Source organism: Dysgonomonas mossii DSM 22836 (genome assembly GCF_000213575.1).
GTDB lineage: Bacteria > Bacteroidota > Bacteroidia > Bacteroidales > Dysgonomonadaceae > Dysgonomonas > Dysgonomonas mossii.
Genome location: NZ_GL892013.1, coordinates 18852 through 37094 on the forward strand (window position 1 = coordinate 18852; position 18243 = coordinate 37094).

Sequence of the window (18243 nt, forward strand, 5' to 3'; positions counted from 1 at the left end):
CGATACTTTAAAAGAAAAGAGCATACACAAATATCGTCAGAAGCATAGCCGATATAGTAACAAATGGGATAAACAAAAACTTATCCATCCTCTTGCTAATGAAAAGATAAACCAGAATATTGATAGAGACAATTAGCCCTACAATATATGCTTTCATGGTTTTTCCTACAACCACAAAAGGATTATATAATAAATACGCATCGCTCGATTGTTGGGGATAGCCGTATAGTTTTTCTACTATATACCCTATTATCAGATATAGAATAATAAGACCTAGAAGATATAAAAGGCTATATAAAGCACTGTAGGCAACTTTTTTCATAAAGCGATCGTCGGGTTTCTGTTTTTTTGTCACAATTTATTCAAAAGACGAAAGTAGCAATAAGAAATCACTTTTTGGTTAAACCGTTTCTCGATTATTACTTTCTCGATACGCAGAAATCCCATTTTAACAAAAATACTTGCTTGCTCAGCTATTTTCTATATCTTTACAGTCAAACAAACCGAGACAAAATATGAAGAAACTACTATCAATTATCCTACTACTCAGCCTGTTTGTAACCTTCTATTCGTGTGGAGGTGATATGGAAGAGGAAACGAAGAAACCCCAAGAATTTGTATGGAACGGCGATTGGAACGATCCGGACGACCCTAATTTTAAGCCCGAAGGATATAATCCGATAAAGGGGGTATGGAGGTTCAATTGGGATACCGATAGGGGAATATGCTTTTCTGAAGATTTCAAAGTATATAATGTATATTTTCATCCCAATGGAAAGTATACTATGGAATTGAGGTATGATAAGTACAGCATAAACGACAAGGCTTTTATGTATAATCCCCTTTCTTCAGATATAAGAAGGTATATAATAGAAGATGGTAGGCTGAAATATACTCATGAGCTTACAGAAGATAGAGGTTGGGGTAGTTTAACCAAAATAGAGAAATAAGACAGGGAGCTATTTAATTAGCTCCCTTTTGCTTCATGTTATTTTACGAATGAGTTTTAGTGTTGCCTGATTCTTACCCAAAGGGTCATAACCATCTATTTCAGCTACGTTATAAAGGTCTCCGTTGAATCGGATAAGCGATTTATTTAAATTTTTATACTCTTCCGCACTAAGTATGCAATCAATTATTGTATAATCGTTGCTGTTGTCAAGCAGGAAGAAGAAATTCTTCATAATCGAATCGGTTTTGTTTTCATAATCCAATATCATTTTATAAGTATCATTATATTCGTTAGAAACAAGGGCAACCTGTACATTCCTGTTCTTTATGGTTTCAATATTAAATATTCCTGACTTATACCAAAAACGTTGGGCTTTATCATAATATCTTTTCTTTAACATTTCTGCATAATCTCCATCCCAAGCTTCATATTCGGAAATGATAGGTACTTCAATGACGAATTCGCCCTTACTGTCAAGTAACCTCTTGTACCAGTTGTAAGAGAATGTCGATGTTTGTGTTATTTTATTTGTTTCATTACTGCCTGTATAATATTGTCCACCACCATTATTCCCCGAATTGGTGAGTTTTTCGTCCGTCTCCCTGCCGGTGTTTTCATCTATTTTATTTTTCATTGTCCGGTAATAACCTTCTTCGTTTGTATCAATTGTAAAACCCAATTCATACATATAAGGCAGTTTTAGCGATTCGTTCCGATGTTGTCGAATATTTGCATATCTATCGATATCTATTATATTATCCAGAGAATGAACAATTTCGTTGCCTTTTATTCTTAGTTCAAAATTAATATCCCCTTTATGAGTAAGCTTGAGGTTATAAGCCTTGCAGAAGTTGTCTATCCAATCATTGATTTTTATTCCGTTAGGTAAGAAATTAGTCAAATTTAAATTTCCTTCGTCAAAAGAAGCCGGGTCATTCCAATTCATTGGGATACCGGGTTTACTAGAGCCATTCTTCTCTACAGTAAGCCAACTTCTGTATGGACTGAATGGGGTAAGTGAGAGATCAAATTCAATACTATGATTGTTCCAGCCCCTGTTAGACTTTTCGTAAGTGGATGTGGATACTACGGCGATGCGTTCTCCTGCATTCAGCCAGACTATCTGAGATATATGTCCGGTTGCAGTACCGGTACTTCGTGCTGTTTTTGTTGCAGGTGCATTCTCCAGTTCTACTTTAAATAGGGATGCATCAGTTCCGTCCTTATAGATATAACCTGTACTTTTTACGGCTGAATAGAATCGATCTTTTATTGTGTTTTCGGGTAAATCAAAGCTCCATGACTCGCCACCGCTTATTGCCATTGGGTTGTGCTGTACACCATCTGTCACTGTAGGGTTTTTGTAAGTTGAGTATGAGGAAGACTCTCCACCCCATGAAAAACCGCATATCATATTCAGGTTTTGTTTCGGATCTATAAATGTCACCTCGTGAGGCTTTGGATATTTATTTCCGCTTTGTCCCTCCTTTTGATTAAGGTTATCCTCGTAAAAGGAATTATCGAAATGTTGTTTCGGAAGAAATGTTCCCTCAGTATATCTCAAAACTTTTACCTCATACATGGGGCTACCAAAAGTTCCCGGAATAATCTGCGGGCCTCTATCAGTAGAGAGCGAGGCAGATTTTATAGATAGATTAACGTCAAAATCAAGTTTGTAAAGCCCATCCTCTGGGACAATTATCTTTACAACTTTTGCTACTCTGCTGTCTTCCACACTTATATTATCGCCCGGGTCTTCTCTTTCACTTATTCTTATGTTCTGTGAATGAAACAAATCAGTGTTGATCGACATAAGATTTGTACCCGCTTTCTCTAAAGTATTATATTGTGTTTCCTTTTTGTTGATATTATCTTCCATATAGTTTCCCCAAGTGCCCTTGATTCTCATTCTGGAGGCGCTCCATACCATTCTGAATTCTTCCGGATTCTTGTAACTGACATACAAATTATTTATCCTTTCATCGTTCAGGGCATCTCCGGTAAGAGTATAGTCGGCATTCTTAAATATTTGCTTTAACATGTGAATACAATTAACAGAAGGAGGAATATCTTTTACATCCAATAATACCGAATCATCTAAAGTAACTTTAAACTCATCTGTAATGTTTTTATTATTAGTGTCCTTCGGCAACAACCCATACAGCACCAACGGAAATATACAAGGCGATATTTCTCCATATACCGATTTGTCGTGCCCCCCGGTATTGTATCGAGTGATATCGTCTACCCCTGTAAATGGGATAAGCCACTTCCCTGCCTGATTCATCATCGTTTCGCCAAAAATATCTTTTGCGGTGAGGGGAGCGGGCACTCCCAAGTTGCCTTTGTAACTGTCTTGCGTGATTTCACTCAGGCGGAATTTACCGTCGAGGATAAGGATACCATCCACATACAGACGAGCGTCTTCGTAGATGCGAAACTTGCCCTGTACCTCCTCCACATTCACATGGCTGAAAATCTCGTTGTTGTTCGGTGTGGCAGGCAGCGTTATCTCGTAAGACATCTGTGCGTCTTTCACGCTCAACTCGGCAGGATTGATAAACTGGCGTTTTAGCCGTATGCCGAGGCTCTCGGGACTGTTGATGTCGCAAAGGCGGTTTTTGATGTATAGTTCTATGCTCATGATTTGTATTGATTTGTAAATGTTTTATTGTTGCTTTTGTCATCCTGACTTTATGGAGCATGATAGTTGTTTCGTGACCAACATATCTATCTCTTTCCCTTTATGATCGAATAGCTCAACTCCGAACCACGTTTCATCAGCTTGTTGAGGCAAACATACCGTTGCGCATCTATCGAGTGGTTGTAGCGGTCGATGGGGCGGTTTGTAGCCTCGCCGTTGATGTCGGTCTGCCAGCGATAGTTGCGGTACTCGTTGATGATATTCGTGCTTCGCTGCGTGATGCGCTTGCGGTAACGGTTGAGTATCGAGATACCTGTAACGATGCTGTCTTTGCCTTTCTGTGCCGGCTCTACTCTCCATCCTTGCGACCTTATCTCGCTGATACTCTTCGGCTCTGCGCTATCGGCTACGATAGGGATGTCTTGCGCTATGCCGTAAGACCGCAGGGCGTTGGATATCATCATATTGTCGTAACCCTTGTCGTATAGCAATTCGTCTATCCACAGCTCGCCTTCCGACAGGCGTATGTCTACTATCGCCGTAGGGTCGTTGGTGAAGCCGAAATCTATCCCTATCCAGCGGTTCTTGTAAGTATGGGGCATCGCTTTCACTATCTCCCAATTTGTCATAATAGACCCTTTGAGCGAGCCTGTAAGCCCTTCGCCATACACCTGCCACCAGTTTTTGTCGCCTCGGTTCGATTCTATTTCTTTCACCTGAGCCTCCGTCAGATACTCGTTGTCTCTGTATGTGGAGTGGATAAGAATGGCATCGTCGTTTAGCAGTACTTTCTGGTCGAGCCAGAACTCAAAGCAGGGGTTGCAGTCCAAAAATATCGTATCGGTGGTACGGATAGCCAATTGCCTGAACACTTCATATTCTATGTTTATGCACTCGTTGATATACAATATATTTCGGCTCGGGCCATGTACTTTCGATGGGTTGTCTGCCGAGAAAAATTCGATAATACAGTTGTTTATCCTGTAAATCTTGTCCGTTGCGTTCCACTGTCGTGCGTTCCATTTATTCTCCTTTTGCAGAATTTCTTTAAAGTCTCTGATACAACCTTTTTTGAGGTGCGGCATCGATTCCGACACAATGGATATTACCCTCGGCTTATCCGAATATTCGGCAATGAAGAACAGTAATTGCAATAAGCTGTATGTCTTCGACGAGCGTGTAGAACCTTTGTTTACAATGTACCTGTAAGGGTAGTTGTAAGCTTTCAGATTTTTGTCAAATACGGTTGTTGTATTCATTGTTTATTTTCTGTTGTTTTCTGTCTCCCTTTCTTTCGTACCTTCTTCTCTTTTTTTCTTTGTCATTTCCGTCCTTCGTCTCTTCCGTCCTTAGGGGTTTGTAACCCCTAAGTCTTACTATAAGGATTTTAAAATCCTGATTGCAATAACTTTCGGATTGCAATTAGCAATCAACGGAGTGTAACGTAGTTAAATCCGAAAGAACGGCGAACGGTGTAGGTAGGGACAGTCGCTTGTCCCTGTCCTTTTATATGCGGGCGACCACAAGGGTTCGCCCCTACATTCGTTCCGTCCTTAGGGGTTTGCAACCCCTAAGCTCTACTATAAGGATTTTAAATCCTGATAAGAACAACTTTCGGATTGCAAATCCGAAAGGACGGTGAACGGTGCCTATTGGCTAGTTATACGAATCGGAATAATGATACTTCATCTCCACCCTGTAAAGCTCGTCCTTCGAATTTGGCTTTATATTCATTTCATCCACAATGATGTACCGCTGTGTTGCCAGCTCGTAAACCATACGTGACGCACTCATTTCCTTGAGCCAGTTGCATACTTCCCTGCGGAGAGGCATTGTTTGCACGGTGAACTGCTCGGTAACGGTTTTGCTATACACCGATTCGATGTCGCTGCTCGTTGTAAAATGAGGCGTTTGCGTTTTGAATATTGTATTTGCCTCAGCCTTGAAATCGGTATGTTCCGTTCCCGAAAAATTGAAACTGCTCCATCCGCCCAGTCGGTTGAGGAATGCAAAATCCTTTATCTTATACAAGCATTCGGGAAGTATGCCGAACGTCAGTTCGTGGCTTATCTGTATGGCTTGCGACTCGTTGCCCGAATAGATCAGATATGCACGAACAATGCCTGTGTTGGGGTATTGATGGAGCAGGCTGTCGATATCAAGCTTGATGGTGTTTACCATAAAAAAATCCTTGCGGGCTTTCAGGTGCTTAGTTTCTTTTGCAATCATTTGCCCCGATTGTGATAGTAGCTCATAACAGATGCCAAACCGATACTCCTCAGCAATGCTTTTGCTATGCTCGGCATCGGACAGTATGAAGTTGAAATACTGTGTTTGCCCCTTTATATGAAAGAGCTGAGGCTGATTTGTCAACGGCTTTACCTTCTTGATGGCTTCGGGATTTTTAAGCCTTTCTTTTGTATCGAACACATAATGCGAAAGGTCGTTTTTCTCCAACGTGCGGTTGTATCCGGCGATGGAGTAGAGCACAGGCGAATGATAAAACGGCGTGGTGTGAGAAACGGTTTTGTCGGTAATTACACGTTTGGCTGTAAACCGAAAATCTTTGATCGTTCCCGTGTCAACCCAGTCCTCTGCCTTCAGGAAGGTTGTGGGTATCGTATTGTTTTCCAGTATATTCGTGTTGAACCACAGCGGGGTATATGAATATGCTTTGGTAAGGGTTATTGCCTTTGTGCCCATATTGCTGTCCGAGGGGGTGTCGTCTTCGCCAAGGAATATGCCTGTGTCTTTGTGCATGTCGAGGTGTATCCCCACGTTGTCGTAACCGATAGCCAGTGTGTCTGTGCCTGCGGGATAGGTCTCTGCGGGATTGCCTGCGACATCGAAAAAAGTTCTGTTTCTGCCATTGCTGTTTTTTCGAAAAACAAACGAGAAGACATACTCTTTTCCGCTACCGTTGGATACTATGTTTATTGTTTTATTGTCATCGGACGATATGGAGATTGTGAAATTCTTGAAGAACTCATTTTTCTCCAAACCTTCTTTCAGAGCCAGTGCCGTGTTGTGATATTCGTATTGCCAGGCAGGACCCGCATAGTCATGGAATTTGCCCAGATAGAAAGCCCCGGGCTCGTTTAGTTTATCCGGGTCGGATGTGCCTTCAAACTTATGCTCTTTGCCCGATTCGGCCTCTATGATGCTAAACGAGGATATATTCTCGTATATCTTTATGCCGTGCACATCGGGTCTGATAAAGACATAGCCACACCCTGTGAGCTTGAGTTGTATCTCTACCGGCTTGCCTTTTGCTGCAATATTGGCTTCGAACTGTATATAATTGGGGTTACCCGCCAGAGAGACCTTTGCGGGTTTTATTGTTGCTTTGGCTATGTCGGAGCCGTTAATAAAGTATCCCATATTGTGTTGTTGTTTTAGTTGTATGAAAATGTTGATGTTTTATTGCTTTGTCATCCTGAACGGAGCTCCGCTCCGTCCTTCGGGGTTTGTAACCCCGAAGATTTACTATTAGGATTTTAAATCCTGATAAGAATGACTTTCGGATTGACTTTCGGATTGCAAATCCGAAAGAACGATACAAAATACCTGAATAACTATTGCTGATTACTTATCTATCCGTCAGTTGAAATATCTATTCAGTTCGTCGATCGTTGCTTCAAAAAGTTGGTCGTACCATTCGGTTTCAAACTTACGGTCTATCCTTTCCCCCAATGTTGCCAGTATGGGACGCCCTTCGTGTCCGTCTCGCCAGATGGCACGTGCGATGAGAAACAGAGTGCTGTTGTCGGTAGGGATGTTTCGCGCTAGTGCCCAGTCTCGTAGCTCGTCCAATGGCGGAAACTTGCCTTTGCGGGGTGCTCTGCCTTTTTCGAGAAAGGTGATATAGTTGTCGAAATAGGCTTCGATCACAATATTTCCGTTTGCCGCTCGCCACGATACATTCACGTCTTTCGCCTTCTCTCGCAGTGTGTTTTTATTCACCTTGGGGTTGTTGCTGACTTTGTCGTCTTTGAAAATATCGCCTGCAAGAATGGCTATTTCGTTCGTTATCTGATCTATTGCTTTTTTTAGTGCGGGAGTCATTGCTTTAGATTTATTACTTCTTTGTTTTCAGGTCAAAATCGGGAAACTTATTCACAAACACTTCGCAATTGCCGGCAGGCGACAAGTCGAAACTCTTTAATGCCCCACCTTTTTCGAACTCCTTGTTTGTATCAAACTGCTGATCGATAAGGCATAGGTTTTGCATGTTTGCCTGTGTAAAGCTGACCGAGAAACGGCAGCCCGCCGCATTGTCGTCGTAGTAATCGCTGAGTGTCATATAGTCCCAATCGGGAGTGATGGCGATGCCCAGCGTGTCACGCTCTCGCTTGATGCGCTCTATGATATTCAGCCCGGTAGAGAAGGCAAGGTTTTGCAAGTAGCTTACCGATTCTTCACTTTGCGGTAGAAAAAGGATTGAAAAGCTCACCGAGTTGGAGAATGTATTGTTTCGGTTGTTGCCCCGCAAAGGGTCTTCGAGCCAAAAGAGGGGATAGGCCTCTTTGCCGCTACCCAGCTCGTAATTGCGCCCATAATAGAAGGCTTTTATAAGCTTGTGCTCACGGGCTTGCTGTCTGAAAATGTCGATTATACTTTCTATCATTTCTAAAAATTTAGGATGTGTTTATTAATAGATAATTTTCTTAGAAAATGATGAAAAGAGGTGGGGTCACCTCTTCATCTGTCTCTCAAACTTATACTGGTCTTCTTCGGCGTGCGACTTGTCTATTTTGTAGAGGAGAAATCCGAACACTTCGCCAACTGTTTTTCGAGTGATCGTATCAAATAGGTGTATCTTATCCTCTGCCAGATCGGCAATCGTTTTATACCACCCCCATTTATTGCAAAAGTCTTTGTATCCTTTAGAAACCGGGCGGCTTGAGCCATTACCGTCGAATAGTGGTTCAAAATCGCTTCGTATTCTCTCTTTTTGGATAAAAAAAAACTGATCAGCGGCAGTGCCTTATCGCATGTCAGGTTTTTGAACATTTCGGTACGTTCGCCCAAGAGGTCAGGGTTGTACTTTTCTCCAGCAGGGCGGCAAAGTATAGCCAGCAGTTCGGAGAGTTTGCACTCGCTGTCGCTACCGATCACGTTTTCGGCATCGACCCATTCGCCGAGGGTGAGTTTGTCGGCAAAGGATACGAAGTATTCCGTGTCTGCCACTTTTACTGTGTTAGCAGGGGGCAGTTCGCTGTCGAACACAAAGTCAACAATCTCGACAAGGGCATTAAACACCTGTGCGGGCGATTCCAGCAGTACATTCGCATCGATGCCACACACATCGGCAACGAAATGCACCTGATCGAGCTTGGTCTCGGGTTTTTGCATGTAAAGTTTTTCGTAGCGTGATAGTTTTACGTCGCTCCAGCTTTCGGGGATTTCTAGTTTTACGTTGTTTAATTCTACTGTTACCATACGTTTTTTAGTTGTTTGTATAGTAATAGATAATTTTGTGGGAAGATGATGAATAGGGCGATTCTTTGTATATTTGGTGATGTGTTTTAAAATGTGAATATATATTAAAAACAAAATGCTATGAAAAAAACAATTCTAACAATTTTACTCTGTGTTCCTACGGTTATTTTATATGCACAAACTCAGACGATTGAAGGAAATCTTCAAGTTACTGCGAGTTTTACGGCAAGAGGAGAAATATGGACCGGGACTAGAGATATTCCCGATAAAACAGGTTTGGGTTCTAAACTAAATTTTGGTGGAATAGACTGGTCTGGAGACCCCGTATGGATGGCCAAATATGTAAAAACCAAAGACCAAACCGAACTTAGAGTAAATATTGGAGATGATGGAGGCAGTAGTGATATATTCTCTGTAGGCCATACTCATTGGAGTGATCTTAGTTGGCGTAGTTGGTTTGTGGCTTCAAGTCAAGGAGTCGGAATCGGGACTACAACACCCACAGCTAAACTAGATGTAGTTGGCGCAATCAAAGGTGACCAACTTGATATTAACGGTACTATCCGTAGCAAAGAAGTGAAAATAGAAGCTACCGGATGGTCTGATTTTGTTTTCGACGAAAATTACAATCTTCCATCACTCTCGGAAGTAGAGAGTCATATAAAAGAGAATAAGCATCTTCCTAATATTCCTAGCGAAAAAGAAGTATTAAAAGATGGCATAAATGTGGTGGAAATGCAAGCCAAACTTCTACAAAAGATAGAAGAATTGACCTTATACGTTATAGAGCAGGATAAGAAGATCGAAACCCAAAATAAAGAAATACAAGAATTGAAAGAACGTGTAAAAGAGAACTAGTTTTTTAGCTATCGGAGTTTTCAAATCTGATAGGAATAAAACCCTTTCTATTGTCTGTATCACAGAGGGAAAGTAAAGCAGGGGATTGCAAATCCCCTGTAACGAAGATTACAAATCCTCTGCGACGCAGCAGTTTTTCGTTTGAGACAATTAAACCTTCTCCAAGATTTATATTCTAATAAGAATAAAACTATAAATGTAAATGCCATGAAAAAGTTGATTGCATTATTTATATTGACACTTTTATATACTCATTCTGCTGACTTGTGGGCTATAGAGCATCATTCACAAGAGTCTGCCAAAGTGAGGGGTACTTGCCAAAGAAAGATAACATCATTGGGAGGCGGCTACTCAAAAGATAATTTTGACGTCTATTTTCGAGGACGGAAAATAGAAGACGCTTCGGCTAGCTCATTTAAGTATCTGGGAGGCGGCTATGGAAAAGACAACTGGAAAGTATTTTATCAGGGGAGGGTAGTCGAAGATGCTTCGGCTTCATCGTTCCAATATTCGGAGAACGGCTACGGCAAGGATAACTGGAAGACTTTCTTTAGAGGTAAAGCCGTTGGCAGTAAAAACCTACAGTCTCTGGGCGGTGGTTATTCAAAAGATAACTTTGACGTGTATTTCCGTGGAGAAAAAATAAAAGATGCTTCTGCTAATTCATTTAAGTATCTGGGCGGTGGCTATGGCAAAGATAGCTGGAAAGTATTTTATCAGGGGAGGGTAGTCGAAGAGGCTTCGGCTTCATCGTTCGAATACTCGGAAGACGGTTACGGTGCGGATAACTGGAATGTATTTTATAGAGGGAGAGTTGTAGAAAGATAAACTTTTTTTGGGGGGGTGTAAACTCAATATTTTCTAATATAAAGATTTGTAAATTAGAGAGGGTGGAGGAATATACTATAGTATTAATAAGTATTAATGTTAATTTTTTTTATATTTTTACGAAGACTTAAATAGAGATACTGTGAATACTTTAGTTTTTTCTTTAATAGTTGTAATTGTTTTTATTATTCTATTTCTATTGTTGGATAAAAGGGACAAGCGTAAACTTACTCAAAAAAAGGATCTTACGCCGGAGTGTAAACACAATTGTGATACTGTAGATCCAGACCCGTATCCTGAGATAAAATGCGAGCCCGAACCTGCTCCCGAACCCAAAAAAATAAAAGACATATTAGACGATGTAGATGTTGAATTTTATATAGGATCTATTGCTTTTGAGGAGGCAAAAAAAGAGCTTCCTTATATTCCTGTTAGATATAGTTTAGACGATTCTTTAATGTATTCTAATTATGGTATAGATTTAAATGATCGAGATCCTCTATTCGAGGAATCTGCACGCTTAATAGTTGTACATCAACAGGGTTCTACATCTCTAGTGCAGCGTAAATTTAGTATAGGGTATAACCGTGCCGGTCGTATTATGGATCAATTAGAGGCTGCTGGTATTGTAGGACCTGCGCAAGGTAGTAAATCTCGTGAAGTTTTGATTGCTACAGAATGTGAATTAGAACAAAAATTAAATAGCTTAATGTAATGGAAACCAGGGAACAAAAAATAAGAGAGGCTATAAAGTTACGTTATAGGGATCAAATAGAGGCTGAAAAACAGAGGATAATAAAAGAGGTTGAAGAGTTGATTGCTGAAGAGGAAAGGATGGAAAAAGATGCTATAAAAAGGAAGATAATACAGAAAGAACGCAAAAAAGAACTGGAACGCCAAGCCAGGGAGGAACTTATTAAAGAAGGTATTATTAAACGTGATGATAAAAATTTAAAATAATCTGATTCGTATTATTAACTATCATATATCTTTTTTTATCTCCTCTATCTTTTATTTCATACGAACTCCTCTCCGCCACACTAATTACCGAAGTATCTCGATTATTATAAAGAATCCCCCTCTTTTTCATCATTTTCTCCAATAATTATCTATTGATGTAATTGATAACATCAAAAACGATATGAGAAAAGAAGAAAAAACGTACACAGTAATTAAGCTGTCGGATACCGTGCGCACGTATCCCACTTTTACCAAAAACCACAAAGGCTGGATAAACTACGATCGTGACAACCTCCTGCCACAGCGCATTATAGAGCTCAACAACGAGTCGGCAATCAATCAGGCAGTGATAGAAAACAAAGTGACTTATATCTGCGGATCGGGAATTGACGGAGCAGAGTATTACGGTCAGCCCAATCCAAACGATAGCTGGGACGACCTCATCGAAAAGGTAGCCAAAGACTATGTCACCTTTGGCGGGTATTGCTTCCAGATCATCCTCAACGAAAACGGCAAGAGCATGAGCCTCTACCATACCGACTTTAGTAAGGTGAGGATAGGCGAGGTGAACGATTTTGGCATCAACCTCAGCTTCTATCTGTCTAACGACTGGCGACGCACAGCGGGCAAGTATGCACCCGTGGCGATAAAAGCCTACGGCAGCGAGGAGATGCAAAAGGGCGTCCCGTATCTGTACTATTACAAAGACTATGCACCAAGCCTCGACCATTACCCTGTACCGCAATACTACTCGGCGTTGAACTACATCGAAGCGGACGGATTGCTGGGCAAATTCTACCGCAACTCTATCCACAACGGCTTTGTGCCCTCTACCATTATCACCATGCCGAGCAACCCGAGCGAAGATCAGAAAGACCAGTTTCAGACCGATATAGAACGCAGCTATGCAGGCACAAATGGTGCAAATAGCATTGTGGTACTTTGGGGCGAAAGTCAGGAGGTGAAGCCTGTGGTGACCTCGTACACGGCAAGCAACAATGCCGACTTGTACAACAATGTGGATGAGATTATTTTTCAGAAGATTATTTCCGCGCATCGCCTTACATCGCCTACCTTGGCGGGACTGTCGGGCTCGGGCAATCTGTCGGGTAATGCCAACGAGATCATCAACTCGTTTGTGCTTTACAACCAGACCGTTATTCACCAGCTTCGCCGACGGATACTGGACACACTAAGCATTTTTACGATCAACAACGGATATAAGAAGCTCGAATTGCGTGACTTGGATATCGTAGAGCAGATTTCTGATAAGGCTATATAAGAATGTGCCAATAACTCAGTTCATCAGGATTTAAAATCCTTATAGTAAGACTTCGGGGTTGCAAACCCCTAAGGACGAAGGACGAAGTTGCAACCCCCTAAGGACAAAGAGAGGATAAAAGAAAGCATATCAAGTAAAAAAACAATTAAACAAAAACATAAAATGAACGAATACATACAAATCCCACTTATCACCGAGAGCCTCTTTAAGCAGCACTCTCCCGTGACAGCAAACACCGACATTACCGAGTTTGTACCCTACATCTGCATTGCGCAAGAGCTGCATATAGAGCCTGTGCTGGGCGAAGCATTGATGACTGAGCTCAAGGCACAGATAACCGAAAACACGCTCACAGCGCACAACAGCGACCTTGTGGTGCGTCTTGCGCCCGCCTTGTCGTTCTATGCCGTTTATCAGGCGTTGCCTTTCCATTGGGCTACCATCGTCAACAAAGGTATCACCATCCGTGAGAGTGACAACAGCAAAGCCGTAGATATCAAAGACCTGGCACAGCTTCGTCAGTGGATAAAGAACGATGCCGATGTGTTAAAAAATCAACTGATGGACTTTCTTTCCAAGTGTAGTGCCCACTATCCGTTGTGGCGTCCGCAAGATGGGTGCTGCGATAAGGTGATGGGCGAAGGCTCAGGCAGGAAATCGTTCGACAGCGGCTTCCACTTCAAAGGCAAGAGGAAAGGCTGCTGAGAGAAGAAATCCCCTAAACTTGAATGAGTTTAGGGGATTTTGTTTTGTATGCTAAGATGCTCCGTTCTTCGGGGTTTAACGTAGTTAAATCCGAAAGGACGTTAGAATTCCTTATGGTTTTTGTTTTGTGTATACAATCGGATTGGAGTTTTTATAGATGGTGAGTTTATCACCCGATAGAGTGTATTTGCTAATGTTTACTACTTTATTATTATTATATAACCATATTTTATCTACACTTCTTGTTCTGCCTTGCCATGTGTAAACATCTCTAAACAAATCATACTTTTCATAATCTGTATATTTTACAATTTTTCCTGAGGTTTTCTCATAAACATATTCTTTCATCATACCATTTTCGAAAACTAGAGCAACAGAATCTGTATTCATTGTAATAGACCATTTACCCTTTAATATGTTCTTACTAAGTCCTTCAGAACCCTCATATATTTCACGATAGAATGTATAGTCTTGATTATTAATAAAATTGTATAATATCAGTTTTTCATCTTTTAAAACAAATGGATATGTTACCCCTTTTGTATCAGAATAGGAAGAAAATTTTAACTTATCTCCATACACATAGCCATTTGTATAATATTTATATTTTCTTTGTTTTGACATATTCATATCTATCTCATATTCGGTTATGTGTATCCCACGGTCAGCAGGAATAGTATCTGGTAGAATTCCAAAGTTTATTCTTATAGAATCTTTTCCTATAGCCGAAACCCAAGTAGTGTTAGAAAACATTATTGAATATTTGCTAGCAGCACTCTGCTCTTTCATCCGTTCATCATACTCTTTTTCCCAATTATCTTTCTCACAACTCCAAAAACTCCCGATAAAACCTATTATCAGGATCCAAAAAAATGTATATCTCATAGCTTTTTGATTTTTTAATTGATTTAACACATTTGTAGCTTGTATAGGTAAGACTAGCTAATATACCAAAGGTTTAAAAACCATCATCAGATCTTTCCAAATTTCCTCCGTCCATCGGGGTTTAACTACGTTACACTCCGTTGATTGCTAATTGCAACCCCGAAGCTTTACTATAAGGATTTTAAATCCAAAAGGACGTTACATCCGAAAAAGCCTGAGAGAAATCTCAGGTTTTTTTATGATTCCTCTCCAAATTTATCTCTATATATACTAATAATTAAAATATTATGGCAGATAAAAGAAAGTATGAAATCGAAATTAAAAGTGATGTTGAGCCTGTAAAAAAGCTTCTTACAGCTGTAAAGTCGGTAGATATAAGCAACAAAGACTTGGGGGAGACATTAAAGGATGTAATAAAAATAGAACAGGAAGCAATAAAAACCGGTAAGGAAAAATCGGAGAAAGATGAACAAATAGCGAAGCGACGAGCCAAAAACTCTGAAAAAGTGACTGAGTTATATCGTGCTATAGCCACTCAAGAGCATAGTCATATAGAGAATGCGGCAAAGATGCTTGAGCAGTCGCATCAGGTAGCAGCTAAAGTTTCAGAAATAAGCGACCTGAATAAAGAATCGTACAAACTATTGATGAAAAATAATCAGGAAAAGGCAAAAGCTATTCAAGAAGAGATAGATGGTCTGACAAAGAATGCCGAATCGGTAGTTGCTGTTACCGAAGCCTATAAGAAAAAGAAAGAGATTATAGAAGAACAAGCCGTTATAGCCCAAGCTGAGGCAGAGGCTTCATATAATGTACAAATAGAGCAGGCAAAACTGGCGGGCAAAAACGTTGTGGCACTCGAAGAAGCAAAGGCAGAGCAAGTAAAACGTATTAACGAACAACTGGGAAAAGACCTGAAAAAGAATTCGGAAGAGTATTCTGCTTCTTTTAAGGGTGTATATAATAAGCTGGTAAGTAGTCTTAGCGAGAATGCAGAAATCTTCAAAGACACGACATCTAAGAGTACAAAGGAGCTGATGAAATCAACGGCAACCGAAGCTGCCGAAATGCTGGGTATAAGCGATGAGACAACACAAACTATCATTAAGGCGGCAATAGAGGCACAAGAAAAGGCGAAAGAAGCTACCGCAGAAGTAAAAAAGACCGAAGAGACAGCCAAAACTGCTACCGCAGAAGTAAAAAAGACGGGTGAGGAAGCAGCCAAGACCGCTGAGGCTACAAAAAAGATAGTGGACATAGATGCTACCAGGAAAAATATAGAAAAGATAAGGCTGTCGCTCGAAGAATACCGATCGATGTTGAAATATACAAGTGAAGAAAGGATAAAAGAATATGACGAAGAACTGAAAGCTGCGGGAGACAACGCCGAAAAGCGAAAAGAGATAGAAGCCCGCAAAGCGCAGTATATAGAACAGTTTACGCAAGAGATGTGGACTCTAAGCCAGACAAAGAATAAACTGGAAAAGAAAGAGCAAGATCTGGGGATAGTGCAATGGGTACAATATGCTCAGAAAATAGAAGAGATAGCTAACAGCATAAAGGGAGTAACAGACCAGATATCAGGTGCACTAGGGTCTGCATTTAGTGCTGTAAGTAAAGCTTACGATGCGGAGATAGCTTCATGGGATGAAAAAATAAAACATCTGAAAAATAAAAATGCAGAAGTCTCAAAAGAAATTGAAAATCAAGGCAAAAAAATAGCAGCATTAGAAGCTGCACAAAAAAACGCATCTGCTGCCGGCTTAGACCAAAGAGCGGAGGAATTAGCGAAAAGTTTAAAAGCAGAAAAGGAAACATATCAAGAACAATTAAAAAACAAAGAAGAACTCGAAGAAAAAGAAAGGGAATACGAAAGGCGAAAAGCAAAAGAGCAAGCAAAAAAAGAAAAAATAGAGAAACTAAATCGCAAAGCCACGTTAATAAAAAACATTGGAGAAGCGACAGCCAATGTCGCCCAAGGGATAACCAAGACTTTAGGAGCTTATCCATGGCCGTTAAATCTGGCACTTGCTGCTGTTGTTGGTGCTGCAGGTGCTGTCCAGATAGGGATTATGACCAAGCAGCTAGCCAAATTCCAAGACGGCGGTCTTCTCCACGGCAAACGCCACTCACAGGGCGGTATGCGTATCGAGGGTACAAATATGGAAGTAGAGGGCGGCGAATTTGTTGTCAACCGGGTGTCTACCGATAAAAACATGGGATTGGTAAAATATATCAACGAGCAACGGCGCGAGCTGAAGCCAAAAGACCTCGATGCCTTTTTCGCACGTTCGTCTCAGGGGTTGGAACCGTCCTTCAAGCGGATGTTTGCCCAAGGGGGGCAGTTACCAACCATCGAACCCGCAACCAATGTGGACAACGACAGCCTGATAAAAGCAATTCAAGCTATAAAAATAGAGCCTAAAGTTGCCGTTACCGATATTCACCGTGCACAAGACAATATGGTAAGTGTAAGCGGTTGGTCGGGAGTGTAATGGATCAATAGGGAATGGATTTCATCCCTTTGTTATAAAAGCGTGGCTCATGAGTCACGCTTTTATTATATGCAATCATTTCAATTTACTTTTTTTCTTCGTTTCCTCGTTCTTCGGGGTTTGTAACCCCGAAGCTTATACTATCAGGATTTCAAAATCCGAATAAGAATAGCTTTCGGATTGCAAATCCGAAAGGATGTTTGCAACCTTCATATTGTGTATTATTTACTGACGTATATGAGAACTGTATTTAGTTTCTTTTTTTCATCATACTGTTTTTTTATTCCGACTAAACCCTCCGGAGGTTTGCTCCATGCAAAATCTATTTTTCCTTCTTTGCGTAGTTTGGTTTCTTTATTTGGCTGTATGCCATAGTCCTTTTCGAGTATAGATACCAACTCAGTAAATTCTATAGGATTCTTATTATTCTTATCAAACTCTTTGATATATGAGATTAGCCGAAGCCCACTCTTATTAAATGTTAGAAAACAAGTGTTGAATACATATCCGGCCAATTCCATATTCGTAACTTTTATCACGTTTTCCAACAGGGGGATGATTTGTATGTCTTCTGTCTTGATATCGATTAATATTTCGTATGCTTGTTCGATAGTCATACCCAGATAGAATTCACCTAGTCCGGTTATCGGCACGTCTGTTTTTACCGATTGAGCAAAAGATGTAGTGGCGGATAGTAATAAAATAAGAAGGATAATTTTTGTCTTCATAATCTTCGTGTAGTTTGGTGTATAATAATAGGTTGCTTCTGCCTCTTCGTCTCAGGGGATTTGCAATCTGCTCGTTCTTCGAGGTTTGCAACCCCGAAGCTTATACTATCAGGATTTTCAAATCCGAATACGAATAGCTTTCGGATTACAAATCTGAAAGGACGTTAGCAATCAACGGAGTGTAACGTAGTTAAATCCGAAAGGACGTTGGTATCTAACTTAATGATTTTAGTATTACGTGTTTTGTGTTTTTTGATAGCATTTTGCCCTTGTTTCTTTGTCATGCCAAATTTGAAATGTCCGAAACCTTCGATTGGGGGTGTTGAATTTTGAGCAAACGTTGCTAAGCTAAGCATAAAAAATGCCACGATTGTAATTCTTCTCATAATTATTGTGTGTTTGTATTAGTCCTTATCTTTAAAGATAACCTTTTTTATCCAAAAACAGCTGCAATTCCCATTAAT

At 40.6% G+C, this 18243-nt stretch carries 19 protein-coding genes and 1 pseudogene; 8 read left to right on the plus strand and 12 right to left on the minus strand.

Going from position 1 to position 18243, the window contains the following annotated elements:
- Positions 1-7: 7 nt before the first annotated feature.
- The gene (locus tag HMPREF9456_RS15945) at positions 8-355 is read right to left on the minus strand and encodes a hypothetical protein (protein WP_006844599.1); all 348 of its coding nucleotides are present in this window, start codon (positions 353-355) and stop codon (positions 8-10) included.
- Positions 356-515: 160 nt separating this feature from the next.
- Here HMPREF9456_RS15945 and HMPREF9456_RS15950 point away from each other — a divergent pair, with 160 nt between their 5' ends.
- Entirely contained in the window at positions 516-950 is a 435-nt protein-coding gene (locus tag HMPREF9456_RS15950) for a hypothetical protein (protein ID WP_006844600.1), read from the plus strand.
- Positions 951-983: 33 nt separating this feature from the next.
- On the opposite strand, the gene HMPREF9456_RS15955 is transcribed toward HMPREF9456_RS15950, so the two are convergent.
- From HMPREF9456_RS15955 to HMPREF9456_RS15980, 7 genes are all read right to left on the minus strand, one after another.
- Complete coding sequence (locus tag HMPREF9456_RS15955; RefSeq protein ID WP_006844601.1) at positions 984-3596, minus strand: hypothetical protein; 2613 nt, start codon at positions 3594-3596, stop codon at positions 984-986.
- Between the two features lie 86 nt (positions 3597-3682).
- Complete coding sequence (locus tag HMPREF9456_RS15960; RefSeq protein ID WP_006844602.1) at positions 3683-4855, minus strand: PBSX family phage terminase large subunit; 1173 nt, start codon at positions 4853-4855, stop codon at positions 3683-3685.
- 170 nt (positions 4856-5025) lie between these two features.
- Positions 5026-5163: a hypothetical protein gene (locus HMPREF9456_RS17295; protein WP_157182008.1), complete on the minus strand. Its 138-nt coding sequence runs from the start codon at positions 5161-5163 to the stop codon at positions 5026-5028.
- An 89-nt stretch (positions 5164-5252) separates the two neighbouring features.
- Positions 5253-6977, minus strand: coding sequence for a hypothetical protein (locus HMPREF9456_RS15965; protein WP_006844603.1), 1725 nt, complete (start codon positions 6975-6977; stop codon positions 5253-5255).
- Positions 6978-7196: 219 nt separating this feature from the next.
- Positions 7197-7661, minus strand: coding sequence for a hypothetical protein (locus tag HMPREF9456_RS15970; protein WP_006844604.1), 465 nt, complete (start codon positions 7659-7661; stop codon positions 7197-7199).
- Positions 7662-7674: 13 nt separating this feature from the next.
- Complete coding sequence (locus HMPREF9456_RS15975; protein WP_006844605.1) at positions 7675-8223, minus strand: hypothetical protein; 549 nt, start codon at positions 8221-8223, stop codon at positions 7675-7677.
- Between the two features lie 122 nt (positions 8224-8345).
- Positions 8346-9038, minus strand: coding sequence for a hypothetical protein (locus HMPREF9456_RS15980; RefSeq protein WP_006844606.1), 693 nt, complete (start codon positions 9036-9038; stop codon positions 8346-8348).
- Positions 9039-9158: 120 nt separating this feature from the next.
- Here HMPREF9456_RS15980 and HMPREF9456_RS15985 point away from each other — a divergent pair, with 120 nt between their 5' ends.
- From HMPREF9456_RS15985 to HMPREF9456_RS16000, 4 genes and pseudogenes are all read left to right on the plus strand, one after another.
- Complete coding sequence (locus HMPREF9456_RS15985) at positions 9159-9896, plus strand: hypothetical protein (RefSeq protein ID WP_006844607.1); 738 nt, start codon at positions 9159-9161, stop codon at positions 9894-9896.
- Positions 9897-10103: 207 nt separating this feature from the next.
- Positions 10104-10724: a DKNYY domain-containing protein gene (locus tag HMPREF9456_RS15990; RefSeq protein ID WP_006844608.1), complete on the plus strand. Its 621-nt coding sequence runs from the start codon at positions 10104-10106 to the stop codon at positions 10722-10724.
- Between the two features lie 478 nt (positions 10725-11202).
- Positions 11203-11439 (plus strand): annotated as a pseudogene (locus tag HMPREF9456_RS17300) (DNA translocase FtsK); the annotation flags it as partial.
- Positions 11439-11684: a hypothetical protein gene (locus HMPREF9456_RS16000; protein ID WP_006844610.1), complete on the plus strand. Its 246-nt coding sequence runs from the start codon at positions 11439-11441 to the stop codon at positions 11682-11684. The pseudogene HMPREF9456_RS17300 and the gene HMPREF9456_RS16000, both read left to right, overlap by 1 nt.
- 145 nt (positions 11685-11829) lie before the next feature.
- On the opposite strand, the gene HMPREF9456_RS17585 is transcribed toward HMPREF9456_RS16000, so the two are convergent.
- Positions 11830-12219, minus strand: coding sequence for a hypothetical protein (locus HMPREF9456_RS17585; protein WP_245531046.1), 390 nt, complete (start codon positions 12217-12219; stop codon positions 11830-11832).
- On the opposite strand from HMPREF9456_RS17585, the gene HMPREF9456_RS16005 reads away from it, so the two are divergent.
- Positions 12127-12966: a phage portal protein gene (locus HMPREF9456_RS16005; protein ID WP_245531044.1), complete on the plus strand. Its 840-nt coding sequence runs from the start codon at positions 12127-12129 to the stop codon at positions 12964-12966. The genes HMPREF9456_RS17585 and HMPREF9456_RS16005 overlap by 93 nt on opposite strands.
- A gap of 162 nt (positions 12967-13128) precedes the next feature.
- A complete protein-coding gene (locus HMPREF9456_RS16010; protein ID WP_006844613.1) occupies positions 13129-13671 on the plus strand; it encodes a DUF6712 family protein in 543 nt (180 codons plus the stop codon).
- A 111-nt stretch (positions 13672-13782) separates the two neighbouring features.
- On the opposite strand, the gene HMPREF9456_RS16015 is transcribed toward HMPREF9456_RS16010, so the two are convergent.
- Positions 13783-14556, minus strand: a complete 774-nt coding sequence (locus tag HMPREF9456_RS16015; protein ID WP_006844614.1) for a hypothetical protein — start codon at positions 14554-14556, stop codon at positions 13783-13785.
- A 287-nt stretch (positions 14557-14843) separates the two neighbouring features.
- Here HMPREF9456_RS16015 and HMPREF9456_RS16020 point away from each other — a divergent pair, with 287 nt between their 5' ends.
- Positions 14844-17051, plus strand: a complete 2208-nt coding sequence (locus tag HMPREF9456_RS16020; protein ID WP_006844615.1) for a hypothetical protein — start codon at positions 14844-14846, stop codon at positions 17049-17051.
- A 221-nt stretch (positions 17052-17272) separates the two neighbouring features.
- On the opposite strand, the gene HMPREF9456_RS16025 is transcribed toward HMPREF9456_RS16020, so the two are convergent.
- A complete protein-coding gene (locus HMPREF9456_RS16025; RefSeq protein ID WP_006844616.1) occupies positions 17273-17779 on the minus strand; it encodes a hypothetical protein in 507 nt (168 codons plus the stop codon).
- Between the two features lie 164 nt (positions 17780-17943).
- Positions 17944-18165 carry a hypothetical protein gene (locus HMPREF9456_RS16030; protein WP_006844617.1) on the minus strand — a complete coding sequence of 74 codons (222 nt, stop codon included), beginning with the start codon at positions 18163-18165 and terminating at the stop codon, positions 17944-17946.
- Positions 18166-18243 lie beyond the last annotated feature (78 nt).

Coding starts and splice junctions, on each gene's coding strand:
- HMPREF9456_RS15950 (WP_006844600.1), top strand. CDS start 516: ATGAAGAAACTACTATCAATTATCCTACTACTCAGCCTGTTTGTAACC.
- HMPREF9456_RS15955 (WP_006844601.1), bottom strand. CDS start 3,596: ATGAGCATAGAACTATACATCAAAAACCGCCTTTGCGACATCAACAGT.
- HMPREF9456_RS15960 (WP_006844602.1), bottom strand. CDS start 4,855: ATGAATACAACAACCGTATTTGACAAAAATCTGAAAGCTTACAACTAC.
- HMPREF9456_RS15965 (WP_006844603.1), bottom strand. CDS start 6,977: ATGGGATACTTTATTAACGGCTCCGACATAGCCAAAGCAACAATAAAA.
- HMPREF9456_RS15970 (WP_006844604.1), bottom strand. CDS start 7,661: ATGACTCCCGCACTAAAAAAAGCAATAGATCAGATAACGAACGAAATA.
- HMPREF9456_RS15975 (WP_006844605.1), bottom strand. CDS start 8,223: ATGATAGAAAGTATAATCGACATTTTCAGACAGCAAGCCCGTGAGCAC.
- HMPREF9456_RS15980 (WP_006844606.1), bottom strand. CDS start 9,038: ATGGTAACAGTAGAATTAAACAACGTAAAACTAGAAATCCCCGAAAGC.
- HMPREF9456_RS15985 (WP_006844607.1), top strand. CDS start 9,159: ATGAAAAAAACAATTCTAACAATTTTACTCTGTGTTCCTACGGTTATT.
- HMPREF9456_RS15990 (WP_006844608.1), top strand. CDS start 10,104: ATGAAAAAGTTGATTGCATTATTTATATTGACACTTTTATATACTCAT.
- HMPREF9456_RS16000 (WP_006844610.1), top strand. CDS start 11,439: ATGGAAACCAGGGAACAAAAAATAAGAGAGGCTATAAAGTTACGTTAT.
- HMPREF9456_RS17585 (WP_245531046.1), bottom strand. CDS start 12,219: ATGGTAGAGGCTCATGCTCTTGCCGTTTTCGTTGAGGATGATCTGGAA.
- HMPREF9456_RS16010 (WP_006844613.1), top strand. CDS start 13,129: ATGAACGAATACATACAAATCCCACTTATCACCGAGAGCCTCTTTAAG.
- HMPREF9456_RS16015 (WP_006844614.1), bottom strand. CDS start 14,556: ATGAGATATACATTTTTTTGGATCCTGATAATAGGTTTTATCGGGAGT.
- HMPREF9456_RS16020 (WP_006844615.1), top strand. CDS start 14,844: ATGGCAGATAAAAGAAAGTATGAAATCGAAATTAAAAGTGATGTTGAG.
- HMPREF9456_RS16025 (WP_006844616.1), bottom strand. CDS start 17,779: ATGAAGACAAAAATTATCCTTCTTATTTTATTACTATCCGCCACTACA.
- HMPREF9456_RS16030 (WP_006844617.1), bottom strand. CDS start 18,165: ATGAGAAGAATTACAATCGTGGCATTTTTTATGCTTAGCTTAGCAACG.